The organism is Streptomyces sp. NBC_00358 (assembly GCF_036099295.1).
Classification (GTDB): domain Bacteria; phylum Actinomycetota; class Actinomycetes; order Streptomycetales; family Streptomycetaceae; genus Streptomyces.
The window spans coordinates 2,833,268-2,859,313 of the sequence record NZ_CP107976.1; the positions used below are offsets into that span (position 1 = coordinate 2,833,268).

16 protein-coding genes, 1 rRNA gene and 1 pseudogene are annotated in these 26,046 nt (G+C 70.4%); 4 read left to right on the forward strand and 14 right to left on the reverse strand.

What is annotated here, in order from left to right; genetic code table 11:
• Nucleotides 1–58 precede the first annotated feature (58 nt).
• From OHT01_RS11665 to OHT01_RS11690, 5 genes and pseudogenes are all read right to left on the reverse strand, one after another.
• A 16S ribosomal RNA gene (locus OHT01_RS11665) occupies nucleotides 59–1,584 on the reverse strand.
• Between the two features lie 604 nt (nucleotides 1,585–2,188).
• Nucleotides 2,189–3,874 (reverse strand): ribonuclease J, encoded by a 1,686-nt coding sequence (locus tag OHT01_RS11670; protein ID WP_328553076.1) that lies wholly within the window; start codon nucleotides 3,872–3,874, stop codon nucleotides 2,189–2,191.
• A gap of 132 nt (nucleotides 3,875–4,006) precedes the next feature.
• The gene (gene dapA / locus OHT01_RS11675) at nucleotides 4,007–4,906 is read right to left on the reverse strand and encodes a 4-hydroxy-tetrahydrodipicolinate synthase (protein WP_328553077.1); all 900 of its coding nucleotides are present in this window, start codon (nucleotides 4,904–4,906) and stop codon (nucleotides 4,007–4,009) included.
• Between the two features lie 211 nt (nucleotides 4,907–5,117).
• Entirely contained in the window at nucleotides 5,118–6,308 is a 1,191-nt protein-coding gene (thyX, locus tag OHT01_RS40165; RefSeq protein WP_405918419.1) for an FAD-dependent thymidylate synthase, read from the reverse strand.
• 18 nt (nucleotides 6,309–6,326) lie between these two features.
• A pseudogene (locus tag OHT01_RS11690) lies at nucleotides 6,327–6,617 on the reverse strand (FAD-dependent thymidylate synthase); the annotation flags it as partial.
• 242 nt (nucleotides 6,618–6,859) lie between these two features.
• Here OHT01_RS11690 and OHT01_RS11695 point away from each other — a divergent pair.
• Together OHT01_RS11695 and OHT01_RS11700 are read left to right on the forward strand one after the other, a co-directional pair.
• The gene (locus tag OHT01_RS11695; RefSeq protein ID WP_328553078.1) at nucleotides 6,860–7,099 is read left to right on the forward strand and encodes a hypothetical protein; all 240 of its coding nucleotides are present in this window, start codon (nucleotides 6,860–6,862) and stop codon (nucleotides 7,097–7,099) included.
• A 90-nt stretch (nucleotides 7,100–7,189) separates the two neighbouring features.
• On the forward strand, nucleotides 7,190–7,747 hold the full coding sequence (locus OHT01_RS11700; protein WP_328553079.1) for a hypothetical protein: 558 nt from the start codon (nucleotides 7,190–7,192) through the stop codon (nucleotides 7,745–7,747).
• A 64-nt stretch (nucleotides 7,748–7,811) separates the two neighbouring features.
• Here OHT01_RS11700 and OHT01_RS11705 read toward each other — a convergent pair whose 3' ends face one another.
• The 5 genes from OHT01_RS11705 to rpsO form a co-directional block, all read right to left on the reverse strand.
• Nucleotides 7,812–8,264 carry a hypothetical protein gene (locus OHT01_RS11705; RefSeq protein WP_328553080.1) on the reverse strand — a complete coding sequence of 151 codons (453 nt, stop codon included), beginning with the start codon at nucleotides 8,262–8,264 and terminating at the stop codon, nucleotides 7,812–7,814.
• Between the two features lie 32 nt (nucleotides 8,265–8,296).
• Nucleotides 8,297–9,049 carry a 4-hydroxy-tetrahydrodipicolinate reductase gene (gene dapB / locus OHT01_RS11710; protein WP_328553081.1) on the reverse strand — a complete coding sequence of 251 codons (753 nt, stop codon included), beginning with the start codon at nucleotides 9,047–9,049 and terminating at the stop codon, nucleotides 8,297–8,299.
• Nucleotides 9,050–9,087: 38 nt separating this feature from the next.
• Nucleotides 9,088–10,467 carry a M16 family metallopeptidase gene (locus OHT01_RS11715; protein ID WP_328553082.1) on the reverse strand — a complete coding sequence of 460 codons (1,380 nt, stop codon included), beginning with the start codon at nucleotides 10,465–10,467 and terminating at the stop codon, nucleotides 9,088–9,090.
• Entirely contained in the window at nucleotides 10,464–12,680 is a 2,217-nt protein-coding gene (locus OHT01_RS11720) for a polyribonucleotide nucleotidyltransferase (protein ID WP_328553083.1), read from the reverse strand. Before OHT01_RS11720 ends, OHT01_RS11715 begins: the two co-directional genes overlap by 4 nt.
• Nucleotides 12,681–13,042: 362 nt before the next feature.
• Entirely contained in the window at nucleotides 13,043–13,333 is a 291-nt protein-coding gene (gene rpsO, locus OHT01_RS11725; protein WP_081219736.1) for a 30S ribosomal protein S15, read from the reverse strand.
• A 263-nt stretch (nucleotides 13,334–13,596) separates the two neighbouring features.
• Here rpsO and OHT01_RS11730 point away from each other — a divergent pair, with 263 nt between their 5' ends.
• The gene (locus OHT01_RS11730; protein ID WP_328553084.1) at nucleotides 13,597–13,890 is read left to right on the forward strand and encodes a DUF397 domain-containing protein; all 294 of its coding nucleotides are present in this window, start codon (nucleotides 13,597–13,599) and stop codon (nucleotides 13,888–13,890) included.
• Nucleotides 13,891–14,348: 458 nt separating this feature from the next.
• Nucleotides 14,349–18,341 (forward strand): SCO5717 family growth-regulating ATPase, encoded by a 3,993-nt coding sequence (locus OHT01_RS11735; RefSeq protein ID WP_328553085.1) that lies wholly within the window; start codon nucleotides 14,349–14,351, stop codon nucleotides 18,339–18,341.
• Between the two features lie 100 nt (nucleotides 18,342–18,441).
• Here the strand turns inward: OHT01_RS11735 and OHT01_RS11740 are convergent, their stop codons facing one another.
• The 4 genes from OHT01_RS11740 to rbfA all read right to left on the reverse strand — a co-directional run bounded on the left by OHT01_RS11740 (nucleotide 18,442) and on the right by rbfA (nucleotide 26,032).
• Nucleotides 18,442–19,395 carry a bifunctional riboflavin kinase/FAD synthetase gene (locus OHT01_RS11740; protein ID WP_328553086.1) on the reverse strand — a complete coding sequence of 318 codons (954 nt, stop codon included), beginning with the start codon at nucleotides 19,393–19,395 and terminating at the stop codon, nucleotides 18,442–18,444.
• A gap of 237 nt (nucleotides 19,396–19,632) precedes the next feature.
• On the reverse strand, nucleotides 19,633–24,369 hold the full coding sequence (locus OHT01_RS11745; protein WP_328553087.1) for a trypsin-like peptidase domain-containing protein: 4,737 nt from the start codon (nucleotides 24,367–24,369) through the stop codon (nucleotides 19,633–19,635).
• A gap of 311 nt (nucleotides 24,370–24,680) precedes the next feature.
• Nucleotides 24,681–25,586: a tRNA pseudouridine(55) synthase TruB gene (gene truB, locus OHT01_RS11750; RefSeq protein ID WP_328553088.1), complete on the reverse strand. Its 906-nt coding sequence runs from the start codon at nucleotides 25,584–25,586 to the stop codon at nucleotides 24,681–24,683.
• Nucleotides 25,583–26,032 (reverse strand): 30S ribosome-binding factor RbfA, encoded by a 450-nt coding sequence (gene rbfA, locus OHT01_RS11755; RefSeq protein WP_328553089.1) that lies wholly within the window; start codon nucleotides 26,030–26,032, stop codon nucleotides 25,583–25,585. The genes truB and rbfA overlap by 4 nt, the downstream gene beginning before the upstream one ends.
• Nucleotides 26,033–26,046: the final 14 nt, after the last annotated feature.

Here is a 26,046-nt window from a genome sequence, read left to right on the forward strand (position 1 = left end):
GTGCCGACGTAATGGCCCTGGACCACCAAGCAAGCTTGGCGGCCTAGATGCTCCTTAGAAAGGAGGTGATCCAGCCGCACCTTCCGGTACGGCTACCTTGTTACGACTTCGTCCCAATCGCCAGTCCCACCTTCGACAGCTCCCTCCCACAAGGGGTTGGGCCACCGGCTTCGGGTGTTACCGACTTTCGTGACGTGACGGGCGGTGTGTACAAGGCCCGGGAACGTATTCACCGCAGCAATGCTGATCTGCGATTACTAGCAACTCCGACTTCATGGGGTCGAGTTGCAGACCCCAATCCGAACTGAGACAGGCTTTTTGAGATTCGCTCCGCCTCGCGGCTTCGCAGCTCTTTGTACCTGCCATTGTAGCACGTGTGCAGCCCAAGACATAAGGGGCATGATGACTTGACGTCGTCCCCACCTTCCTCCGAGTTGACCCCGGCAGTCTCCTGTGAGTCCCCATCACCCCGAAGGGCATGCTGGCAACACAGAACAAGGGTTGCGCTCGTTGCGGGACTTAACCCAACATCTCACGACACGAGCTGACGACAGCCATGCACCACCTGTACACCGACCACAAGGGGGGCACTATCTCTAATGCTTTCCGGTGTATGTCAAGCCTTGGTAAGGTTCTTCGCGTTGCGTCGAATTAAGCCACATGCTCCGCTGCTTGTGCGGGCCCCCGTCAATTCCTTTGAGTTTTAGCCTTGCGGCCGTACTCCCCAGGCGGGGAACTTAATGCGTTAGCTGCGGCACCGACGACGTGGAATGTCGCCAACACCTAGTTCCCACCGTTTACGGCGTGGACTACCAGGGTATCTAATCCTGTTCGCTCCCCACGCTTTCGCTCCTCAGCGTCAGTAATGGCCCAGAGATCCGCCTTCGCCACCGGTGTTCCTCCTGATATCTGCGCATTTCACCGCTACACCAGGAATTCCGATCTCCCCTACCACACTCTAGCTAGCCCGTATCGAATGCAGACCCGGGGTTAAGCCCCGGGCTTTCACACCCGACGTGACAAGCCGCCTACGAGCTCTTTACGCCCAATAATTCCGGACAACGCTTGCGCCCTACGTATTACCGCGGCTGCTGGCACGTAGTTAGCCGGCGCTTCTTCTGCAGGTACCGTCACTTTCGCTTCTTCCCTGCTGAAAGAGGTTTACAACCCGAAGGCCGTCATCCCTCACGCGGCGTCGCTGCATCAGGCTTTCGCCCATTGTGCAATATTCCCCACTGCTGCCTCCCGTAGGAGTCTGGGCCGTGTCTCAGTCCCAGTGTGGCCGGTCGCCCTCTCAGGCCGGCTACCCGTCGTCGCCTTGGTGAGCCACTACCTCACCAACAAGCTGATAGGCCGCGGGCTCATCCTTCACCGCCGGAGCTTTTAACCCCCACCCATGCAGGCAGGAGTGTTATCCGGTATTAGACCCCGTTTCCAGGGCTTGTCCCAGAGTGAAGGGCAGATTGCCCACGTGTTACTCACCCGTTCGCCACTAATCCCCACCGAAGTGGTTCATCGTTCGACTTGCATGTGTTAAGCACGCCGCCAGCGTTCGTCCTGAGCCAGGATCAAACTCTCCGTGAATGTTTACCGGTAATCCGGTGAAACATCATGAGAGCGGAACCGGAGGGAGGAATAATCCCTTCGGTTCACAGCGTCCTCGCTGATGCGCCTACCGGAACAATGCCCGGCAGGACTTTTTCAAAGGAACCTCGTCCCGACCGATCGGCCGGAGACGGGGTATCAACAAATCTGGCGTTGATTTTTGGCACGCTGTTGAGTTCTCAAGGAACGGACGCTTCCTTTGTACTCACCCTCTCGGGCTTTCCTCCGGGCGCTTCCCTTCGGTCTTGCGTTTCCGACTCTATCAGACCGTTTCCGTATCCGATTTCCTCGGTGCTTTCCAGGTTCCCGCTTCCGCGTTTCCCTTTCCGGCGAGTCCGACTCTATCAGATCCTTTCGGGCCTGATTTCCTCGGTGCTTTCCAGGTAATCCGCTTTCGCGTTTCTCTTTCCAGCGGCTCCGACTTTATCAGAATCTCTGAGTCGGAATTCCCGCCCCTCTCGGGGACTGGTCCCGAAGCGTGAAGCTACCGGGTGCCCGTTCAGGCGGAGACGTAAACGTACTGGAGCGGAGCGCCACGATGCAAATCGAGGCGCCCCGCTCCTGGTTGGGGCTCTGCCGGACGTCAGACCTCGACGACGACAGGGAGGATCATCGGGCGCCGGCGGTAGGTGTCGGACACCCACTTGCCCAGCGTGCGGCGGATGAGTTGCTGCAGCTGGTGGGGCTCGACCACACCGTCCTGGGCCGACCGCTCCAGGACTTCCCTGATCTTCGGGATGACATCGACGAACACCGAGTCGTCGATACCGGAGCCACGTGCCTGCACGTGCGGGCCGGCCGTGAGCTTGCCGGTGCTGGCGTCCATCACCACGAAGACCGAGATGATGCCTTCGTCGCCGAGGATCTTGCGGTCCTTGAGCGCGGGCTCACCGACGTCACCGACCGAGAGTCCGTCGACGTAGACGTATCCGGCCTGGACCTTGCCGGAGATCTTCGCCTTGCCCTCGATCAGGTCGACGACGACGCCGTCCTCGGCGATCACGATCCGGTCGTGCGGGACGCCGGTCAGGGCTCCGAGTTCGGCGTTGGCGCGCAGATGGCGCCATTCCCCGTGGACCGGCATCAGGTTGCGCGGCTTGCAGATGTTGTAGAAGTACAGCAGCTCGCCCGCGGAGGCGTGGCCGGAGACGTGCACCTTGGCGTTGCCCTTGTGGACGACGTTCGCGCCCCAGCGGGTCAGGCCGTTGATCACGCGGTAGACCGCGTTCTCGTTGCCCGGGATCAGGGACGACGCGAGGATCACCGTGTCGCCCTGGACGATCCGGATCTGGTGGTCGCGGTTCGCCATCCGGGAGAGGGCGGCCATCGGCTCGCCCTGGGAGCCCGTACAGACGAGGACGATCTGGTGATCCGGAAGGTCGTCGAGCGTCTTCACGTCGACCACCAGGCCCGGCGGGACCTTCAGATAGCCGAGGTCCCGCGCGATGCCCATGTTGCGGACCATCGATCGGCCGACGAAGGCGACCCTGCGGCCGTATTCGTGGGCGGTGTCGAGGATCTGCTGGATGCGGTGGACGTGGCTGGCGAAGCTCGCCACGATGATCCGCTTGCTGGCGCCGGCGAAGACCTGGCGCAGCACGTTCGAGATGTCGCGCTCGGGCGGGACGAAGCCCGGGACCTCGGCGTTCGTGGAGTCCGAGAGAAGGAGGTCGATGCCTTCCTCGCTCAGCCGGGCAAACGCGTGCAGGTCCGTGAGGCGGCCGTCCAGCGGGAGCTGGTCCATCTTGAAGTCGCCGGTGTGGACGACCATGCCCGCGGGCGTGCGGATGGCGACCGCGAGGGCGTCCGGGATGGAGTGGTTGACCGCGACGAACTCGCAGTCGAAGGGACCGATGCGCTCCCGGTGGCCCTCGACCACTTCGAGCGTGTAGGGCCGGATGCGGTGCTCCTGGAGCTTCGCCTCGATGAGTGCGAGGGTCAGCTTGGAGCCGATCAGCGGGATGTCCGGCTTCTCGCGCAGGAGGAACGGGACGCCGCCGATGTGGTCCTCGTGGCCGTGCGTGAGCACGATGCCCTCGATGTCGTCGAGGCGGTCCCTGATGGACGTGAAGTCCGGCAGGATCAGGTCGATTCCGGGCTGCTCCTCCTCGGGGAAGAGCACTCCGCAGTCGACGATCAGGAGACGGCCTCCGTACTCGAAGACCGTCATGTTCCGGCCGATTTCGCCGAGGCCGCCGAGCGGGGTGACCCGGAGGCCGCCCTTCGGGAGGGCGGGCGGTGCGCCGAGTTCAGGATGCGGATGACTCAAAAGACTCTCCTCACCACGCGCGCCACGTACCTGGCAAGGCACGTGGCGCGCGTGACGTTCGTGCAGTAGCTGTTGTGTGGGGTGCGGGCCGATGGCCCGCGGGTGCCGCGTATTCAGTTGTGAAGTCTGTGGTCAGAGCTCTACCCCGCCGGCGCCAAGATCGATCTTGAGCTGGGTGGTCTCCTCGGGCGACAGTTCGACCATCGGGGCGCGCAGCGGACCGGCGGGCAGGCCCTGGAGGGCGAGCGCGGCCTTGGTCGTCATGACGCCCTGGGTGCGGAACATGCCGGTGAAGACGGGGAGCAGCTTCTGGTGGATCTCGGTGGCCTTCTGGACGTCCCCCGAGAGGTACGCGTCGAGCATCGCGCGCAGTTCCGGGGTGACGACGTGGCCGACTACGGAGACGAAGCCCACCGCCCCGACCGAGAGCAGCGGCAGGTTCAGCATGTCGTCGCCGGAGTACCAGGCGAGGCCGGAGCGGGCGATGGCCCAGCTGGCCCGGCCGAGGTCTCCCTTGGCGTCCTTGTTGGCGACGATACGCGGGTGCTCGGCGAGGCGCACCAGAGTTTCGGTGTTGATCGGGACGCCGCTGCGGCCGGGGATGTCGTAGAGCATGACCGGCAGTTCGGTCGCGTCCGCGATGGCCGAGAAGTGCCGGTAAAGGCCCTCCTGCGGGGGCTTGTTGTAGTACGGCGTCACGGTGAGCAGGCCGTGCGCGCCGGCCTTCTCGGCGTCGCGGGCCAGCTCGATGCTGTGGCGGGTGTCGTTCGTGCCGACGCCGGCGACGATGTGGGCGCGGTCGCCCACCGCCTCCCGCACGGCGCGTACGAGATCCGATTTCTCCGCGTTGCTGGTGGTCGGGGACTCACCGGTGGTGCCGTTGATGATCAGGCCGTCGTTGCCTGCGTCCACCAAGTGGGTGGCGAGCCGCTGAGCGCCGTCGAGGTCGAGTCCGCCGTCCGCCGTGAAGGGCGTGACCATGGCGGTGAGGACCCGCCCGAAGGGGGTCTGCGGAGTGGAGGTCGGAGCCATGGGTAATACGCTACTCGCTGCTCAACGCGTGGTCTGCCCTCGGGGGATACGACAAAGCACGACAAAGGTGGAACCCGGCACTGCCTGCTCGGGGGTTCAAGCAGTGCCGGGTCCGTTTGATCAGGCTAGATGAACTTCGCGAAATGCCGCAATACGGACACTTCACTCGGCTCATCCGTACATCTGTGCCGGACCGGTGCGCGGAGGCGCGTTACGGCGCCACGCGCCCGTTGGCGTTGTAGGCCGCGTGCGTGAGTGGCATGAGCTTCGCCCACTCCGCCTCCATCTTCTCGCCGACCATCTCGATCTCCCGCTGCGGGAAGGACGGGACCTTGGCGAGCTCGTGCTGCGTGCGCAGACCGAGGAAGTGCATCAGGGAGCGGGCGTTGCACGTGGCGTACATCGAGGAGAAGAGTCCGACCGGGAGGGTGGCACGGGCGACCTCGCGGGCGACACCGGCCGCCAGCATCTCCTGGTAGGCGGCGTAGGACTGGCGGTAGGACTCCTCCATGGCGCTGGTGACGGCCTCGTGCTGTTCCGGGGTGCCGAGGACGAACTCGTACCTGCCGGGTCGGCCCTGCTGCACCAGCTTGCGGTCCTCGCCCGGGACGTAGAAGACCGGCTCGAGTTCGCGGTAGCGCCCGGACTCCTCGTTGTACGAGTTGTGTACGACGAAACCGTCCGCGATGAAGTTGTGGTGCGGCGGCGGCATGGAGATGTCGTAGGTCATCTCCTCCCCGTCGGCGACGACGGCGACAACGGCCTCCCAGCGCACCCCGTTCTGGAGGGCCCGGCGGCGCACTCCGATCGGCACGCCTTCGCCGTTGGTCTTCTTCTGGTGACACGGCTTGCAGGCCGGTTTCAGGTTCGAGACGTCGAGCGCCTTCGTCAGGTCGGCGTCCACGGGAACGACGTGGTCCAGCTCCAGGTCCTTCGCCTCGAACTTCTCCTCGCAGATGTAGCAGAGGTCCATGGGCGCGACGAGATCGGCTCGCTGCTCGGTGGTCCAGAACTGGATCCCCTCACGCAGGCGCTTCGGGATGCCGACCCGCTCGCCGACCCCCACCCGGCCGAGTCGCCCGACCCTGTCCCCGACGCGCAGGTCGCCGGCGCGAACCCAGCCGTCCGGCGTCCATACACGGTGGTCCGCGGTGCAACGCAGAACCTTGCCGTTGGTCGTCGAGACCTTGAGGATCGGCTTCACGCCGGACTCGAAGACGTCGACCATGGGCGCCTTCTCCGCCAGCCCCGTCTCCAGGTCGATGGTGTCGGCCAGGAGGTTCTGGCAGGACTTCAGTCTGCGCGTGCGCCCCATGGAATCGGGCACACCGATCTTCCAGTCCCGGTAGATGTCCGCGATGCGCTTGGCCTTGCCGTTCTTGCTGGTGCCGACACGGATCATGGCGTCACCCGGCAGACACCACCCGACCCGGTGCCGGTGGAACTCCCGGAAGACGAAGATCGGGGCGCTGATGAAGAAGGTCATCGAGTTGTGCTCGAAGGGGCTGCCGTGGCGGTCCCGCATCAGGTAGTTGATCAGGCCCTTGGAGCGCTCCGGGTCCTTCTGCAGCTCCTCCAGCGACTGCTCCCCGGCGGTGGAGACACGGGCGGCGAACAGCACGTCGGCGTCGGAGGCCGTGTGCTTGATCAGCTCGACGGTGACATCACTGCGGAAGCTGGGCTTGAGGTCGTCGGCCGGGGTGTCGGTCACGTGCGGAAGGTCCTTCCCATCGCTGGCTCGGGCGGCGACCACTCTACGGCCCGGCACTGACAACGGGGCGTTCGGTACCGTGCCGCGACATTGGGCGGCGAACTTCTGCGAATTCGGTGATTCTGGGCACCTCTTGGTGCATTCGACCGTCTGTATGGGTGAGACTGACCTGTTCGAGCAGTTCGAGCCGCTTGTCACCGCACACCGCGCCCGAGCGAGCCCCCAGAGGAGAAGCACCGCCCATGTTCCGTCGGCGCGAGCCCGTCCCGTTCGCCTTCGTCTCCGAAGCCGACCAGTTCCGCAGCAATGTCGCTCCCCCGCCCCGGGAGCGGGCCTCCGCCGGGCAGATAGCCGGCCGGTGCCTCATCGGACTCACCGTGATCGCCGGGATCGCCGGGTCCCTGATCCTCGGAATGCCCGCCCTGTCACAGGATCAGTCACCTGCGACGACGCAGCATTCCGAGGCGTCGGACGGCCGCTGACTCTTCCGGACCCCCAAGGGTGGTGAGCCGGCAACCGGCTCGATAACCTCACCGGGCACAGCCCCTGCGTGGATTGAGTGAGGAACAGTCGTGCCCCTGCCCTTTCTGACGGCGGACCGCGCCTTTGACGAGGCGGCGCAGGATGTCGCGCTGCCCTTCGACGACCGTGACCGCTGGCGGCGCCCCTACCGGCCCGGCCCCTGGCGGGTGGGCGCGGCCGCGCTCGTCCTGCTGCTCGCCTCGTACGTGCTCGTCGCGGCCGTGATAATCGCCGTCGCCGGGACGCTGCCCGGCGCCGGGGCCTGTATGGCCGCGGCGACGGTCGTCATCGCGTGCGCGCTGCGACTGCTGCGCATGGGGGTGTGGGTCAGTGCCCGCGGGCTGCGCCGGGTGGGCTTCTTCGTCACGCGGACGACTCCGTGGGAGCAGGTCGTGGCGGTGCGCACGGTGCAGCAGCCGGTGCGCTGGCTGGGGCTTCCTCGCACGGTTCAGGGCCAGGCCCTGACGCTGGTGAGCGCGGACCGCGCGCCCGGGGACGTGCCGCCGCTGATGACCACGCACAACGCCGACTTCCTGGCGCGCACCGAGGCCTTCGACCGGGCGGCGGACGTCGTCGAGGTGTGGGCCGACGAGTACCGGCGGGTCTGAGACATCACGACGAAGGGGCCGGTCCGCACGCTGTGCGGGCCGGCCCCTTCGTCGTGCGACCTGGTCAGGCTTCCAGGGTCCTGCCCTCGTGGAGGGCGATGGCCCGCTGCATGGCCTTGCGGGCGCGCGGGGTGTCCCGGGCGTCGTGGTAGGCGACGGCGAGCCGGAACCAGTTGCGCCAGTCGTCCGGGGCGTCCTCGGTCTCGGCCTTGCGGCGGGCGAAGACCTCGTCCGCCGAGTCGCGGTCGATACGTCCGCCCTCGGTGCGCCGCAGCTCGTCGACGGGCAGTCCGCCCTCGGCGTCGAGCACGGCGGAGAGCCGGTTGGCCTTCCGGACGAACTGGGTGTTCATCCAGAGGAACCAGATGCCGATGACCGGCAGGATGAGCACCGCGACACCGAAGGTGACGGTGATCAGCGTGCCGTTCTGGATGAGCAGCACACCCCGGCTGCCGACCAGGACGAAATAGACGACCAGGACGGCGGCCGTGATGGCATAGGTGATCTTCGCGCGCATGTCTGCCGGCTAACTGTCGTACGTGCCCCGGCTCAGCCGAGGTCGAGGAAGTGTTCCAGGCCGAAGGTGAGGCCCGGGGTGGACACCACGCGGCGGGCGCCGAGCAGGATGCCCGGCATGAAGCTGCTGTGGTGGAGGGAGTCGTGGCGGATGGTGAGGGTCTCGCCCTCGCCGCCCAGCAGTACCTCCTGGTGGGCCAGGAGGCCGCGCAGCCGGACCGCGTGGACCGGGACGCCGTCGACGTCGGCGCCGCGGGCGCCGTCCAGGGCGGTCACCGTGGCGTCGGGCTGCGGGGCGCTGCCCGCGCGTTCCCGGGCCGCGGCGATGAGCTGAGCGGTGCGCGTGGCGGTGCCGCTGGGGGCGTCCACCTTGTTCGGGTGGTGCAGCTCGACGACCTCGACGGACTCGAAGTAGGGCGCCGCGACCTCGGCGAACTTCATGGTCAGTACGGCCCCGATGGAGAAGTTGGGTGCGATGAGCACGCCGGTCTCCGGGGACGCGGCCAGCGAGGTGCCGAGCTGCGCGAGACGCTCCTCGGTCCAGCCGGTCGTGCCGACCACGGCGTGGATGCCGTGCCGGACGCAGAAGTCGAGGTTGCCCATCACCGAGGCCGGGGTGGTCAGTTCGACCACGACCTGCGTACCGGCGTCGACGAGCGTCTCTAGCTTGTCGCCACGGCCCAGCGCGGCCACCAGCTCCATGTCCCCGGCGGCCTCGACGGCTCGTACCGCCTCGGCTCCGATCCGGCCCTTGGCACCGAGGACCGCCACGCGCAGCTTGCTCATTGCTTCGTTCCTTACCGAGACGGGATTCGAGACGGGATCTACGCGACCGCGTCGTGCAGACGGGACGCCTGCTTGTCCTTGACCGGGCCGATGACCGCGAGCGAGGGCCGCTGTCCCAGGACGTCCCGGGCGATCGAGCGGACCTCGTCCGGGGTGACGGACGCTATCCGGGCCAGCATGTCGTCGACCGACATCTGCTCGCCCCAGCACAGCTCGCTCTTGCCGATCCGGTTCATCAGCGCGCCGGTGTCCTCCAGGCCGAGGACCGTGGAGCCCTGGAGCTGGCCGATGGCGCGGCCGATCTCGTCGTCCGAGAGGCCGTGCTCGGCGACCTGGTCGAGCTCGTCGCGGCAGAGCTTGAGCACGTCGTGGACCTGGCTCGGACGGCATCCCGCGTAGACGCCGAAGAGACCGCAGTCGGCGAAGCCCGAGGTGTACGAGTACACGCTGTAGGCCAGCCCCCGCTTCTCGCGGACCTCCTGGAACAGGCGCGAGGACATGCCGCCGCCGAGGGCGGTGTTCAGGACGCCGAGGGCCCAGCGGCGCTCGTCGGTGCGGGCCAGGCCGGGCATGCCGAGGACGACATGGGCCTGCTCGGTCTTGCGGCCGAGCAGTTCGACGCGGCCCGCGGTGCGGATGGAGCGTCGGCCGTCGCGCGGGGCGATGGGGGCCGCCTCGGCGTTCTTGAAGGCTCCGGCCTTCTCGAAGGCGGCACGGACCTGGCGTACGACCTTGTCGTGGTCGACGTTGCCCGCGCAGGCCACGACCAGGTGCGTCGGGTCGTAGTGCTTCTTGTAGAAGCGGCGGATGCGGTCCGCGGTGAGGGCGTTGACCGTGTTGACCGTGCCGAGGACCGGGCGGCCGAGCGGGGTGTCGCCGAGCATGGTGTGCGCGAACAGGTCGTGCACGCAGTCGCCCGGGTCGTCCTCGGTCATCGCGATCTCTTCGAGGATCGCTCCGCGTTCGACGTTGACGTCGTCCTCGCGGATGAGCGAGCCGGTCAGCATGTCGCAGACGACGTCGATGGCCAGCGGCAGGTCGGTGTCGAGCACACGCGCGTAGTAGCACGTGTACTCCTTGGCCGTGAACGCGTTCATCTCGCCGCCGACCGCGTCGATCGCCGAGGAGATGTCCAGGGCGGACCTGCGGTTCGTGCCCTTGAAGAGCAGGTGCTCCAGATAGTGCGTGGCGCCGTTCAGGGTCGGCGTCTCGTCGCGGGAGCCCACGTGCGCCCAGATGCCGAACGTGGCGGAGCGCACGGAGGGCAGCGTCTCGGTGACGATGCGCAGACCGCCGGGCAGGGTGGTCTTGCGGACCGTACCGATGCCGTTCGCGCCCTTGATCAGGGTTTGGGTACGGGCGACGGCCCGCGCCTCCGAAGAGGTGCGGGCCGTCGTCGTGGAGCTACTCGACGTCACTGGTCGGTGTCGTCCTTCTTGTCGTCGTCGCTTTCGCCCTCGACCACGGGGATGAGGGAGAGCTTGCCGCGCGAGTCGATCTCGGCGATCTCGACCTGGACCTTGGAGCCCACGGCCAGGACGTCCTCGACGTTCTCCACGCGCTTGCCACCGGCGAGCTTGCGGATCTGCGAGATGTGCAGCAGTCCGTCCTTGCCCGGGAGCAGGGACACGAACGCACCGAAGGTCGTCGTCTTCACGACGGTGCCCAGGTAGCGCTCGCCGACCTCCGGCATGGTCGGGTTGGCGATCGCGTTGATCGTGGCGCGCGCGGCCTCGGCCTGCGAGCCCTGCTGGGCACCGATGTAGATGGTGCCGTCGTCCTCGATCGTGATGTCGGCGCCGGTGTCCTCCTGGATCTGGTTGATCATCTTGCCCTTGGGGCCGATGACCTCACCGATCTTGTCCACGGGGATCTTGACGGTGATGATCCGCGGGGCGTTCGGGGACATCTCGTCCGGCGTGTCGATCGCTTCCATCATCACGTCGAGGATGTGGAGGCGGGCGTCGCGGGCCTGCTTGAGGGCCGCGGCCAGGACGGAGGCGGGGATGCCGTCCAGCTTGGTGTCGAGCTGGAGGGCGGTCACGAACTCCTTGGTGCCGGCGACCTTGAAGTCCATGTCGCCGAAGGCGTCCTCCGCACCGAGGATGTCGGTGAGGGCGACGTAGTGCGTCTGGCCGTCGATCTCCTGGGAGATCAGACCCATGGCGATACCCGCGACGGCGGCCTTGAGCGGCACACCGGCGTTGAGCAGCGACATGGTCGAGGCGCAGACCGAGCCCATGGACGTCGAACCGTTGGAGCCGAGGGCCTCGGACACCTGACGGATCGCGTAGGGGAACTCCTCGCGGGTCGGCAGGACCGGCACGATCGCGCGCTCGGCGAGCGCGCCGTGGCCGATCTCGCGGCGCTTCGGGGAGCCGACGCGGCCCGTCTCACCGACGGAGTACGGCGGGAAGTTGTAGTTGTGCATGTAGCGCTTGCGGGTCACCGGGGAAAGGGTGTCCAGCTGCTGCTCCATACGGAGCATGTTGAGGGTGGTGACGCCCAGGATCTGGGTCTCGCCACGCTCGAACAGCGCCGAGCCGTGCACGCGCGGGATGGCCTCGACCTCGGCGGCCAGCGTACGGATGTCCGTGACGCCGCGGCCGTCGATGCGGACCTTGTCCTTGATGACGCGCTCGCGGACCAGCTTCTTGGTGAGCGAGCGGTACGCGGCGGAGATCTCCTTCTCGCGACCCTCGAACTGCGGGAGCAGCTTCTCGGCGGCGATCTCCTTGACGCGGTCCAGCTCGGCCTCGCGCTCCTGCTTGCCGGCGATGGTGAGCGCCTGGGCGAGCTCGCTCGTGACCGCGGCGCTGAGAGCCTCGAAGACGTCGTCCTGGTAGTCCAGGAAGATCGGGAACTCACCGGTCGGCTTGGCGGCCTTCGCGGCGAGGTCCGACTGCGCCTTGCACAGGACCTTGATGAAGGGCTTCGCGGCGTCGAGGCCGGCGGCCACGACCTCCTCGGTCGGCGCCTCGGCGCCACCCTGGACGAGCGTGATCGTCTTGTCGGTGGCCTCGGCCTCGACCATCATGATCGCGACGTCGCCGTCCTCCAGGACGCGACCGGCGACGACCATGTCGAAGACGGCGTCCTCGAGCTCGGTGTGCGTCGGGAACGCGACCCACTGGCCGTTGATCAGCGCGACGCGGACGCCGCCGACCGGGCCGGAGAAGGGCAGACCGGCCAGCTGGGTGGACGCGGAGGCGGCGTTGATCGCCACGACGTCGTACAGGTGGTCGGGGTTGAGGGCCATGATCGTGGCGACGACCTGGATCTCGTTGCGAAGGCCCTTCTTGAAGGACGGACGCAGCGGGCGGTCGATCAGGCGACAGGTGAGGATGGCGTCCTCGGAGGGACGGCCCTCACGCCGGAAGAAGCTGCCGGGGATCTTGCCGGCGGCGTACATCCGCTCCTCGACGTCCACCGTCAGGGGGAAGAAGTCGAGCTGGTCCTTGGGCTTCTTCGAAGCGGTGGTGGCCGACAGCACCATGGTGTCGTCGTCCAGGTACGCGACGGCGGAGCCGGCGGCCTGCCTGGCCAGCCTGCCCGTCTCGAAGCGGATGGTGCGGGTGCCGAAGGAACCGTTGTCGATAACGGCCTCGGCGTAGTGGGTCTCGTTCTCCACTAGCGTTTTCTCCTCGTCTTCGTCCCGTCCTGCCCGTGTGGCAGGGGGACGGTGGCGGAGAAGCGCTCCTTCTGGTGCGGGCCGGTCTTCGATCGAAGCACCCGGGGCTCTTTCGCCCGGGGGCCACTACCGAGGACCGGCGGCGATGAGGCGCGCTTCTCCTCGTTCGTTGTCGTGAGATGCCCTACCCGGCGGGTACGGCGTCGTCACGCTGTGTTCGTACGTGCGGTTTCCTGCGTATTGCGTTGTGCTACCACACTACAAAGCGTCGGTGACACTCCGCACGTAGAGAGCACCTGCGGCAGCACATACAGCAAAAGGAGCGGCTCCCAAGAAGTGGGAACCGCTCCCTTCACGGCGTCTTACTTGGCGCCGCCGGCCGCACCGCGGCGGATGCCCAGGCGGTCGACCAGCGCACGGAAGCGCTGGATGTCCTTCTTGGCCAGGTACTGAAGCAGGCGGCGACGCTGGCCGACCAGGATCAGAAGACCACGGCGGGAGTGGTGGTCGTGCTTGTGGGTCTTGAGGTGCTCGGTCAGGTCCGAGATCCGGCGCGAGAGCATGGCGACCTGGACCTCGGGGGAGCCGGTGTCGCCCTCCTTCTGACCGAACTCGCTGATGAGCTGCTTCTTCGTAGCGGCGTCGAGCGGCACGCTTACTCCTTGTAGTCTCGTGTCTGCCACCGAGTGCCCCTGGTCGAATTCTCAGGGGAGCTTCCGTTACTCGGGAGGCGGGATCCGCTGGGCGCGGCCTCCAGAGCGGAGCTCCGGGGGTGCGTACACAAACGGCCGTTACACAGGGTACCAGCCTGGCCGGATGCTTCCGTCCGGGTCTGCGAACCTTCCCGGACGGCGCGGACCAGGCCACTAGGGTGACGCCAGAGGTCATTCGTACGTGGGGAAGGGGCCGGCGGAACATGACCGAGGAAGCGGACAAGGACGTCAAGGCGCGCAAGGAGCGGGAGAAGGACGAGCTCTACGCCCTCGACATCTCGGATGTCGCGTGGCAGAGCGCACCGGGTACGGAGGCGCACGAGGAGCGGGTCGAGATCGCGTACCTGCCCGGGGGCGCGGTGGCCATGCGGTCGTCGCTCGACCCCGGGACGGTCCTCCGGTACACGGAGGCGGAGTGGCGGGCCTTCGTACTGGGTGCCCGGGACGGCGAGTTCGATCTGGAACCGGCGCCACAGGGCGGTCTGCCGACGGAGTAGCCGGTCTGCGGAGCAGCCGGCCGACGGAGCAGTCGCAGTCGGCCGGCGGGATCACCGGGAACCGAGGGGCCGCGCGGAGAGGTTTCCGTGGCGGCCCTTTTGGCTGCCTGCCGCACGATCCGTCCACGTGACCAAGTGGCCTCCCTGGTGACGTTGTTTGTCTGCTTTCGTGGTCAATAGTGAGCGTGCGTACGCCACTTCTGGGCAGGGTGTGCCGTAAAGGGCTGCCGCGACGGTGTGGACAGGCCTGCCCTGCGGACAGTCCGGGTGATTAGGCTGGGACCGGGCGCGACGCCTGAACCCGTGGACGGGTGGCTCGCGTTAGACGGGGAGCCGGTCAATTCGGACTGTCCCGTACGGACTTCGGGCGGCCTCGGTCGTCCATGGACGCCAACGGACGACAAGCAGACGGTCGCCCCGGCTCGACTTGAGGGTGCTCGACCACACCAGGAGGAATTGTGAACAGCGATCGGGACGGGATCCGCGGGGGCTGGGCCACGCCCGGCGACGACCAGTCCGACGCCGAGTCCGCCGTCGAGACGACGGGCGAGTTCACCATCGACTACGCGCCGCCCGCCTGGTACACGCAGAACGCCTCGGGCGGTTCCGGGGATTCGGGGGGCACGGGCGACTCGCGGGGGTCGGGCGATTCGGGGGACACGGCAGGCTCGGAGAAGCCGGAGGGGCCGACCGGGTCCAGGGAACCGGCGGAGTCGGAGGAGTTCGAGGAATCGGAGGACTCAGCGGCTTCCGGTGCCTCGACGGCTTCGGGGGGTCTGACGGCTTCGGGGGGTCCGGGGACCTGGGACGGTCCGGTCGCTCCGGACGGTCGGGTCGCTCAGGTCGTTCCGATCGTTCCCGCGGCCGGCCCGGCGCTCGTCGGCGGCCCCGAGGCCGTCCGTCCGGCCGTCGCGCAGCCTCTCGTGGCGCAACCCCAGGATCCGGCCGTGGCGCCTGTCGCGAACGGCGGTGGCGTGACCGCTCTGCCGAGCCTTCCCCCGGGCGGTTTCCAGGCACCGTGGGCACCTGCCGCTCCCCCGGCACCCGTCACCGAGCCCGTCGTGCCGGACGCGGCTCCGGTCGCGGCTCCGGACGCGGCTCCGGACGCGGCTCCGGACGCCTCTTCCAGCACCGCCTCCCCCGACCTCGCTTCCTCCGACACGGTCTCCGACGAAACGGATTCCGGAGACGGGGATCTGGAGAGCGGCGCGACCATGCGGTTCTCCGCCGTGGCGCTGAAGCGTGAGATCGCGGACCGGGCCGGCACGGGGGCCTCCGAGAACACGGTGGCGCCCGCCGCCCAGGACGGGTCCGACAGCGCGGACGCGGAAGCCGAGACCGCCGCCGGAACCGGTGGCGACGGCGAGGGCCGTGAGGTGAAGGGCGAGGACAGGGACGAGGACGAGAACGAGGCTCTACCGACCCCTGACGCTCCCGCAGTAGCGCCGATCGAGCCCGACGACTCCGTGGCCCAGCCCGGCACCGGGGTGGTCCGGGACGACCAAGGGGTGCAGCCCGAGCACACGGCACAGTCCGAGCCCCTGGCCGTACCCGCATCGGCCCCCGCGCCCGTCATCGATCCCGTGCTCGCCTACCAGTCGCTGGAGGCCGCCTCCCAGCGCGCGAGCGTGACCGGCGTACCGACGGCGGACCAGGCCGCCACGGGCGAGGCCCGTGTCGCCTCCCCGGGGGCCGAGTCCGCCGGGGAACCGAGCGCTGCCTCGGCCGAGATCGACGACCAGGTCGCCGACGGCGTCGAGCCGGGCGCCGCGGACGGCGAGGTCGGCCCGGAGGACGGTGCCCACGTGCCCGGCGCGCTCCAGCCGCAGGACGACGTCCACGACACGGCCCGGACGGGGACGGAATCCCCCGTCGGGGACCCGCAGGACGACCTCCGCCAGGACGGCGAGCCGAGGGACGCGGTGCCGGTGGTCCGGCCGGAGGAACCCGAGGGCGTGCAGGACACACCCCCCGTCTGGGCTCCGCCGCCGCTGCCGCAGGGCGGCCTGCCGCCGTTGCCGCCCGCCTACCAGCCCGCCGCGCCCGCGCCGGCCCCGCAGTGGCCCGCGTCCACGGAGCCCGCGCCGGACCCTCAGGACCGGCTGCCGCACCAGATCCCGATGCCCCAGCAGGCTCCCACGGCACCCGCGCCGGGGCAGCCTTTCCAGCCCCCGGCCGCACTGCCGCCCGCGCCGGGCCAGCCGTTCCAGCCCCCGGCGCCGTCTCCCTCGCCCAGCGCCGCTCCGGGCCACCCCTTCCAGCCGCACTCCGCACAGCCCCCCGCACCCGGCGGACCCTTCCAGCCCCCGGCGCCGCAGTCCGCGCCGCAGGCGTGGTCCTCCCCCGGTGTGCCCGCTGAGCCCGGTACTGCGGGTTCGTCGCAGGGACCCGTGCCCGTACCGTCGGCCGTATTCGAGAACCCCGCGCCGACCTCACCTCAGGGTGGTTACGGCTTCCCCCAGTCCGGCGCTCCGGACCCGGGCGCCGCCCCGCAGGGCAGCTACGGCTTCCCGCAGCCCGGCATGCCCGCCCCGGCTCGGACGGCTCCTCCCGCCCAGGCCCCGGGCTACGGCTTCCCGCAGCAGAGCGCCCCGCCCCAGGACCAGCAGGCACCCCACCCCGCCGCCGCCCAGGCCCCGGGCTACGGCTTCCCCCAGCAGAACGCCCCGGCGCCGGAGCAGCAAACACCCGCTCCGCCCGCCCCGGGCTACGGCTTCCCGCAGCAGAACACCGCGCCTCAGGACCAGCAAGCGGCTCACGCGGCCGTTCCGCAGGCTCCCGGGTACGGGTTCCCGCAGCCCGCCGCCGTGCCGCCGAGCGCCCCGGCTCCCGCTCCCGCACCTCAGCAGGGCTACGGCTTCCCGCAGTCGGCGCCCAACTCGCCTGTCCCGCAGCCTGGTTACGACCTGGCGCAGCCGCAGCAGCCCCAAGCCCCGGGGCAGGCGGCCCAGTCGTATCCGGCGCCGGACCAGCCGCAGGGTCCGCAGCCTCCGTACCAGCCGGGCCCCCCGCCCGTGCAGCAGCAGCCCGCCGCTCCGGTCGACCCGCGGACCGGGACCGCCTGGCCGCAGCCCGTACAGCACGACCAGCGGCAGCCGACCAACCCCGGTGCCGCCCCGCTCGGTTACACCGCGGCGGTGGAACTGTCCTCCGACCGTCTGCTCAACACCAAGCGGCAGAAGGTCAAGAGCGGGCGCCCGGCCGCCGCGTCGTCGCGCTTCAAGCTGGGCGGGAAGAAGGAAGAGGCCGACCGGCAGCGGAAGTTGGAGCTGATCCGGACTCCGGTGCTCTCCTGCTACCGGATCGCCGTCATCAGTCTCAAGGGCGGTGTCGGCAAGACGACCACGACCACCGCGCTCGGTTCCACGCTCGCCACCGAGCGGCAGGACAAGATCCTCGCCATCGACGCCAACCCGGACGCCGGCACGCTCGGCCGCCGGGTGCGTCGCGAGACCGGGGCCACCATTCGTGACCTCGTGCAGGCGATCCCGTACATCAACTCGTACATGGACATCCGGCGGTTCACCTCTCAGGCGCCCTCCGGGCTGGAGATCATCGCCAACGACGTCGACCCGGCCGTGTCCACGGCGTTCAACGACGAGGACTACCGGCGCGCGATCGACGTCCTGGGCAAGCAGTACCCGATCATCCTGACCGACTCCGGAACGGGTCTGCTGTACAGCGCCATGCGCGGGGTGCTCGACCTCGCCGACCAGCTCATCATCATCTCGACGCCTTCGGTGGACGGGGCGAGCAGCGCCAGTACGACACTGGACTGGCTGTCGGCGCACGGGTACGCGGATCTCGTCTCGCGGTCCATCACCGTCATCTCCGGGGTCCGCGAGACCGGAAAGATGATCAAGGTGGACGACATCGTCAGCCACTTCGAGACGCGCTGCCGCGGTGTCGTGGTCGTCCCGTTCGACGAGCACCTGTCCGCGGGTGCCGAGGTCGACCTCGACATGATGCGGCCGAAGGTGCGGGAGGCGTACTTCAACCTCTCCGCGATGGTCGCCGAGGACATCGCGCGGCACCAGCAGTCGCACGGGCTGTGGACGAACGACGGCAACCCGCCGCCGGTGGCCGCGCCGCCGATGCCGGGACAGTACGTTCCCGGACAGCAGGCTCCCGGACAGTACGCGCCGGGACAGCAGGGTCCGGGTCAGCAGGGTCCGGCGCAGCAGGGTCCGGCGCAGCACGCGCCGGGTCAGCCGCCGCAACCGCAGCCCGGACAGCCGTACGCGCAGCCGGGACAGCCCTACCCGCAGCAGCCCGGTCAGCCGTATCCCCAGCAGCCCGGTCAGCCCTATCCGCCGGCGCCGGCCCAGGGCTACCCGCAGCCGCAGCCGCCCCACCCGGGTCAGCAGTACCAGCCCGGTCAGCCCTACCAGCCGAACCAGGGGCCGGACCAGGGGCCGCCCCCGCCGCCTCCGGCACCCCCTCAGCAGTAGCCCGACCGGGCCCTGTCGAGGGGCCGGTTACCGCGCGAAAGCCCGCACCGTCCACGGACGGTGCGGGCTTTCGCGCGGAGACGGACGGACCGGGGAGGGACTACTCCCCGTCGTAGGCCTCGATCAGTTCGCGCGAGCGCTTCACGTCGTCGGTGATGGCCACGAGCAGTTCCTCGATGGAGTCGAACCTGGCCTGGCCGCGGACGAAGGCGAGGAAGTCGACGGCGACGTGCAGACCGTAGAGGTCGAGGCCGACGCGGTCGATGGCGTACGCCTCCACCGTGCGCTCGGTGCCGTCGAACTGGGGGTTCGTGCCGACGGAGATCGCGGCGGGCATGGCCTCGCCCTGGGCGTGCAGCCAGCCGGCGTAGACGCCGTCGGCGGGGATCGCGGTGTGCGGGAGGGTCTCGACGTTCGCCGTGGGGAAGCCGAGTTCACGTCCGCGCTGGGCGCCGCGGACGACGATGCCCTCGACGCGGTGCGGCCGTCCGAGGATCTCGCGCGCGCCCTCGACATCGCCCCCGGTGACGAGACGCCGGGTGAGGGTCGAGGAGAACGGCTCGCCGCCCCCGGCCTCGCCGGTCACATGGAGGTCCACGACCTCGACCTCGAAGTCGTACGTCTCCCCCTGCTCACGCAGGAAGTCCACATTGCCCGCGGCCTTGTGGCCGAAGCGGAAGTTGGGACCCTCGACGACGGCCTTGGCGTGCAGCTTGTCGACCAGCACCTTCGCCACGAAGTCGGCGGGCGACAGCTTCGAGAACTCGGTGGTGAACGGCAGGATGAGCAGGGCGTCCACGCCGAGTTCGGCCATCAGTTCGGCGCGGCGGTGGTGCGGGGCGAGCAGCGGGGGGTGGCTGCCGGGACGGACCACCTCGCTCGGGTGCGGGTCGAAGGTGACCACGACCGAGGGAACGCCCAGCTCGCGGGCGCGGTCCACGGCATGCCGGATGATCAGCTGGTGTCCGCGGTGCACCCCGTCGTAGGAACCGATGGTGACGACGCTGCGCCCCCAGTCCTCGGGGATGTCCTCCAAGCCACGCCAGCGCTGCACTGTGACCGCTCCTTGTCGAACCCGTGTCCGTGATTGCCTTATTCGCAGCTCTAAGGGTGCCATGCCGTGTGCTCTCGGCTTGCATCGGCATCGGGCTGTGACCGATTGCTCAGCGTCGGCGCGGTGCTGAGCCGAGTACCGCAGCAGCGTGCTGTGCGAGGTGTCGTGCCGAGGGAGGTGCGGTGCGCGGAGTGTGGAGTGTGCAGCGGGGTGGTGGAGTGCGGTGCGCGGACGGGCTCAGGCGGGCACCCGTACTCCGGTCAGGTTCTCGATCATGCGGCGGGTGCTGGGGCCGACCATGCCCGACCAGTCGTCGGGAGAGCCGGTCAGCCAGCGGGCGACCAGGGTGGCGAACCCCGGGATGCCCCGGGCCATGTCCACGAGGCCGCGGTCGAAGCCGGTCGCCCCGGCCGGTGTCCGGACGAGGAGGAGGCCGACGCGGTGCACCAGTTCACGGGTGGCCGGCTCACCCCGCCGGTCCAGACCGTCGGCGACGGCCCTCAGGACGGTGTCGAGAACGACCGGATCCCGCTCGTGCGCCAACAGCAGGTCGAGCAGCTCGCGCCGCAGCGGGGCCGACGTCGTGCCTCCGGGCGCGGCGAGGGTCCGGGCGAGCGCCGTCCGCACCGGTGCGTCACACCCTTCCAGCAGACCGCTGATCAGCGGGAACAGCACCGCCTGGGCGGGGCTCCCCTGGTCGAGACGCCGGTCCACGTGGGCGGCCAGGTATCCGGCGGCCGCCGGCCGGAGCTCCACGGTCTCGCGCACCAGCGCGGCCACCCGGCGGGCCAGCGCCGGTGTGGTGACGTCGGCGAGGGCGGCCAGCAGCTCGGCCGTGTCGGGACCGGGCCGCCGCAACCGGTCGCGGAAGGCCGCGAGCACGGGCTCCGGGTGCGTGGTGAACGCGTCGGCCAGCGCACTCGGGGGCAGCCGCGGGTCGCCGGCCGCGAAGCACTCCAAGGCCTGCGGCAGGTAGGGGGCACGGGTGAGCGGATCCCGTACGAGGATGCCGAGCGCCCCTGCGTGCAGCGCGCCGTCGGCGGGACGGGCCAGCAGGGCGAGCGCGGTGTGCCGGAGCAGCTCGCGGTCGGCGGGAGTCCTCGCGAAGGGCGCCGCCCTGAGGCCGTACGCGACCGCCGCGACCCGCCGGGCCGGCTGTTCGTCGCGCGCCCAGCGGTCCACGGCCCGGCAGATGGCCGACGGCTCCTCCTCGGCCAGTACGGCCAGCAGCTCGTCGCCCCGCCGGTGCGCGCAGGCCACCAGGGCCTCGGCCAGATCGTCCGGCGCCCGCCGCCGGTGCGCGTACAGCAACGCCTGCGCGGCCGTCGCCACGGTCGCGTCAGGGGTCGCGGGGAGAGGCCGTTCGTCGTCGAACCAGCGGGTGAGAGGACGGTGCGCGGCGATGGGGTCGGCGGCGAGGAGGCGGGAGACGGTGTCGAGATGGCGCGGGATGTCGGGGGCCTCACCGGGGCGCGCGGGCTCGGCCGCCGGGGCGCGGCGGGGGTCGGCCGTCACCAGGTGCCTGAGCAGGTCGAAGCGTTCCGCGTCCGGTACGGGCAGCGCCGCCCAGAAGGCCGGGCCGAACTCTCCCGGCACGGTCCTGCCCTGCTCCCGCCAGGCCACGATCCGCTCCGTGAGCAGCCGCAGCACACCGAGGTACGGGGTCGCGTCGGGTACCCGGAGAAGGGTGGAGGTGCAGAGGTGGGTGGCCCACCAGAGCGGGTCGTCCAGCGGGGCGTCTGCCGGATCACCCAGCTGAGCGCCGGGCGAGGCTCCCGGCGGGCCGCCTCGCAGATCGCCCCGCGCAGTCCCGGACCAGGCGCCCTGCGACATGCCAAGCAGATCGCCCTGCGGAGTCCCGGGCAGGTCGCCCCGCAGGATCGAGGCCGGATCACCCAGCCGGGCGGCAGGCACGGCGCCCCACAGAGTCCCGGGCACGGCACCCTGCGAGGTCCCCAGCCCATCGCCCCACGGAGTCGAGGTCGGATCACCCAACTGAGCGCCGGAGGAAGCGCCCGGCGGACCGCCCGGCAGATCGCCCCGCGCAGTCCCGGACCAGGCGCCCTGCGACATGCCAAGCAGATCGCCCTGCGGAGTCCCGGGCAGGTCGCCCCGCAGGATCGAGGCCGGATCACCCAGCCGGGCGGCAGGCACGGCGCCCCACGGAGTCCCGGGCACGGCACCCTGCGAGGTCCCCAGCCCATCGCCCCACGGAGTCGAGGTCGGATCACCCAACTGAGCGCCGGAGGAAGCGCCCGGCGGACCGCCCGGCAGATCGCCCCGCGCAGTGCCGGGCCAGGTGCCCTGCGACATGCCAAGCAGGTCGCCCCCCAGGATCGAGGCCGGATCACCCAGCGGGGCGGCAGGCACGGCGCCCTGCGGTGTCCCGAACGCGGTGCCCTGCGGAGTTCCGGCCGGGGGCCGCTTCCCGGGCAGCAGGTCGTCGACTGCGTGGACGAGGTCCTCCAGACGGAGGGTCAGTTCGGCGGCGCCTTGTTGACGGGCCAGCAGGAGCAGGGTCTCGACGACGGGGCCGATGCGGTGGTGCGGGACGGGAAGGGTGTCCGAGCCCGGGCCCGAGGCCGGGGCCGAGCCCGAGGCCGAGCCCGAGCCCGGCACGGTGGACCGGGCGCGGCGGCGGGCCTGCCGACGGCCGACCGCGGTGGTCGGCGGAGGTCCGGACCCGATGTCCGGTGCCGCGCGCCACCGGTGGACCAGGCTGTCCAGCGCCGCTTCCAGGTCGAGGTGGGTGCCCTGCAGCCAGTCGGCGAGTTCCTCGTGGGCGAAGCGGTAGCCGTCGCCGACGGGCACGAGGAGTCCCTCGGTGAGAACGGCGGACGCCCAGCCGGTGACGCCCGCCAGACGTCCCGGTGCGGCGCCCCAGGGGAACACGGCGTCGAAGGACTCCCGGTCCAGCCGGCCCTGTCCGGGGCCCAGACAGCGGCGCGCCGCCTCGTGGGCCTGGCCGGAGACCCGGGTGGCGAGCAGGCGTACGGCGGTGCCGGGCAGCCCGTTCGCCGCGGCGAGCCGGACCGCGACGCGCAGGCACATCAGGTCGAGGTGGGCCGCGAACACGTCGTCCCGGTCGAGCGACTCGTCCGGTGGGTCCACCGGCGCGGCCAGCACCTCGGAGAGCAGCCGCAGCACCAGCGGATGGCGGGCGTCGGCAGACACGAGGACGCCCTCCCCGACCCCGGCCCACGACCGGACCCGCCGGGCCTCCTCCTCGGTCAGATCCCCGAGCCGGACACAGGCAGGCAGGGGGCCGCCCGCGTGCGGTGGCGGCTGCCCGCCCGCGGGGGGTGACGACCGGCCGACGTCCTGCGGCCCCCGCTCGCCCGGGTGGACGGACGACCGGCCACCCCGATACGCCGACGGATGCCGCCTCGCGTCCGGCGAAGGACACCCGCCCGCGTCCGGCGAAGGACACCCGCCCGCCTCCCGCGTCGGCTGCCCTCCCGCGTCCGGCGAAGGACACCCGCCCGCCTCCCGGGTCGGCTGCCCGCCCTTGTCCGGCGAGGGCCGCCCGTCCGAACGCGGCGGCGCGTGGTCGTCCGGGTGCGTCGGTGGACGACCGCCTCGGTGTGTCGGCGGACGGCCGTCCGGCGGGTGCAGCAGGCCCGCGGGGAAGTTCGCGCCGGCCCGTTCCCAGTACTCCGGGCGGCAACCGATGACCAGGCGGGTGCCTGTCTCTGCCAGCCAGGTGGCTGTTTCCCCGGTCCAGGCCGGGAGGCGGTGGGCCAGTTCGGCCGGCATCTCCTCGGGGCCGTCGAGAAGGAGCAGCAGGGGCCGGGCGGCGGCGCGCGCCGACCGGGCCAGCCGGTCCGGCCCGATGTCGCCGAGTTCACCGCCGTATCCCTCCGGGGGCAGCACATGCGCGTCCGCGGACCGCCGCACGGCCTCCGCCGAGGCACCGCCGGTCCGCCGGGAGGCGGCCACGATCCGGCCCGCGCGCTCCAGGACCCGCGTCGCCGCGTCCGCCACCGAGGTGTCCTCGGCGCGGAGGTCGGCGCCGCGCAGCCAGAGAGTGGGCGACGGGTCGGGGCCGTGGAGACGCCGGGCGGCGAGGGCGGCCAGTTCCGTCGTACGGCCGCTGCCGGGCGGGCCGACGAGCCCGAGGACGACGGCCTGGCCGCTCTCGAACGCCGCGAACTCCCTGATGGCATCGGCCCGTTCGACGAGTCCGGGCGGGAGCGATGACCGGGGTCCGGCCGAGGCCGGCGAGGTCGCGGTGAGTTCCAGCACGCCCGCGAGATTCAGGTCGGCGCCGTACGCGGGCACAGTCGCCGCGTTGCGGGCCAGCAGTTCGGCTAGGGGCCCCGGAACGCCCGCGACACCCCGCAGGGGGACGGCGAAGCCGGGTGCCCGATGGCCGGGCGGGGTCTCCCCCGGCGCGACCGCGCCCGGGTCCCGGGGACGCAGGGCGGTCCCGACGACCGCCACCACTGCGCCGGTCGAGGCGTCGAGGACCGGCCCCCCGGCCGCCCCGCCGCCCGGCCGGAGCGCGTCCGCGCCCGCCGTACCGATCGCCAACTCCAGTACGTCACGCAGGAGATGGACTCGGCCGGTGGCCGGGTAGGTCACGGCGGAGGCGCCCAGTACGCGCGCCTCGCGCCAGCCGCCCGCCGCGATCCGGACGTACGTACCGGTCGCGACGCGGTCCCGCACGGTGACGGGGAGCGGGGCGAGGCCGAGACCTTCGGTGCGTACGAGAGCCAGACCGAGGTCGGGCAGCGGGGTGACGGCTTCGGCGGGCACCGTACAGGTGCGGCCGCCGGGGGTGCGCAGGACGAGCCGGTCCAGGCCGGCGACGGCCTCGTGCCCGGTGATCAGGGTGCCGTGGTGGTCGGCCGCGAATCCCGTGCCGCGTGGGCGGCCCGCCAGGTCGTGGACACGGACGAGGACGTCGTCCCCCGCCTGTCCGGCGCCGTCCGCCGCCTCGTCGTTCCCGGTCCGCGGGCCTCGCCCCGCCATACTCGAACCTCCCCGCCGTGCTCCTTGCTCCGACGGTAGGGGCGAGGTGATCAGCAGGACAGATCACGCGGTGAACGCGCCCCCTTCCGCTCCCTCGGTTCACTCCGAGCGCCTGCCCGATGGGGTGAATACGCGAGGTCGGATGGATACACCCTTGGGTGGGGGTGCCGAGGGGGGACCGTGGAGCGGCGGGCACGAGACCCCGTGATCGCCGCTCCACGGGCGGAGTGTCCGTCCGGCCACCGTGTGGACGGATCGTCCACCGGCCGCCGCGCCCGGTGTGCGCGCGGAAAACCGTGCCGAGGCGGACCTCAGCCGAAGACGGCCAGACTCTTCGCCTTGCCCTTGTGGTCCTCCACCAGCGCGAGGAACCGGCCCTCGGGGTCGAAGACCGCGACGGCGCCCTTGCCCGCGTACTCCTCGGGCATGTCGAGCCGGACGCCGTTCAGCAACAGCCGGGCCCGCTTGGTGTCCACGTCCCAGCGCGGGAACGCGGCCGTGGCCGCCTCCGCGATCGGCATCACGGTCAGCTCCTCCTGGAGCTGGTCGAGGGTGCGCGCGGAGTCCAGCTTGTACGGGCCGACGCGGGTGCGGCGCAGGGCCGTGAGATGACCGCCGACGCCCAGGTCCGCGCCGAGGTCGCGGGCGATGGCCCGGATGTACGTCCCGGACGAGCAGACGACGGAGACGACCAGGTCGAGCACCGGGGTGCCGTCCTCGGCGACCGCGTCACGGATGTCGTACACCGCGAACGAGGAGATGGTCACCGGGCGGGCCGGGATCTCGAACTCCTCGCCCTCGCGTGCCCTCTTGTACGAGCGCACGCCGTCGATCTTGATGGCGCTGACCTTGGACGGCACCTGCATGATGGCGCCGGTCAGCTTGGCGACCCCGGCGTCGATCGCGTCGCGTTTCACGCCGGAGGCGTCCGTCGAGGAGGTGATGTCGCCCTCGGCGTCGTCGGTCAGCGTGTTCTGGCCGAGCCGGATCGTGCCGAGGTACTCCTTCTCGGTGAGCGCGAGGTGCCCGAGGAGCTTGGTGGCCTTCTCGACACCGAGGACGAGCACACCCGTCGCCATGGGGTCGAGGGTGCCCGCGTGGCCCACCCGGCGTGTCCGGGCGATGCCGCGCATCTTGGCGACCACGTCGTGCGAAGTGAAGCCCGACGGCTTGTCGACGATGACAAGTCCGTCGGGCGTGCTGGGCTTCTGCGTCATTCCGCCGCGTCGTCCTCGTCGTCCTCGCCCGGCTTCTTGTACGGGTCCGCGTCGCCCGCGAAGGACGCGCCGGCCGAGACCTCGCGCACCTTCTCGTCCGAGGCCCGTGCCTTGTCGAGCAGGTCCTCGATGGTCTTGGCGGTGTCCGGCAGGGCGTCCGCGACGAACGTCAGCGTCGGCGTGAACTTCACGCCCGCCGCCGCGCCGACGGCCGAGCGGAGTACGCCCTTGGCGCTCTCCAGGCCCGCGGCCGCCTCGGCGCGCTGCTCGTCGTCCCCGTACACCGTGTAGAAGACGGTGGCCTCCCGGAGGTCCCCGGTGACCCGGGTGTCCGTGATGGTGACGTGAGTGCCGAGCCGCGGGTCCTTGATCCCGCGCTGCATCTTCTTGGCCACCACCTCTCGGATGAGGTCCGCCAGCCTCTTCGCCCGCGCGTTGTCGGCCACTGGTCCGTCTCCTT

Coding starts and splice junctions, on each gene's coding strand:
- truB (WP_328553088.1), bottom strand. CDS start 25,586: ATGACGCAGAAGCCCAGCACGCCCGACGGACTTGTCATCGTCGACAAG.
- thyX (WP_405918419.1), bottom strand. CDS start 6,308: ATGATCCGTGTCGGCACCAGCAAGAACGGCAAGGCCAAGCGCATCGCG.
- OHT01_RS11695 (WP_328553078.1), top strand. CDS start 6,860: ATGTTCCGTCGGCGCGAGCCCGTCCCGTTCGCCTTCGTCTCCGAAGCC.
- OHT01_RS11745 (WP_328553087.1), bottom strand. CDS start 24,369: ATGGCGGGGCGAGGCCCGCGGACCGGGAACGACGAGGCGGCGGACGGC.
- OHT01_RS11730 (WP_328553084.1), top strand. CDS start 13,597: ATGACCGAGGAAGCGGACAAGGACGTCAAGGCGCGCAAGGAGCGGGAG.
- dapB (WP_328553081.1), bottom strand. CDS start 9,049: ATGAGCAAGCTGCGCGTGGCGGTCCTCGGTGCCAAGGGCCGGATCGGA.
- OHT01_RS11705 (WP_328553080.1), bottom strand. CDS start 8,264: ATGCGCGCGAAGATCACCTATGCCATCACGGCCGCCGTCCTGGTCGTC.
- dapA (WP_328553077.1), bottom strand. CDS start 4,906: ATGGCTCCGACCTCCACTCCGCAGACCCCCTTCGGGCGGGTCCTCACC.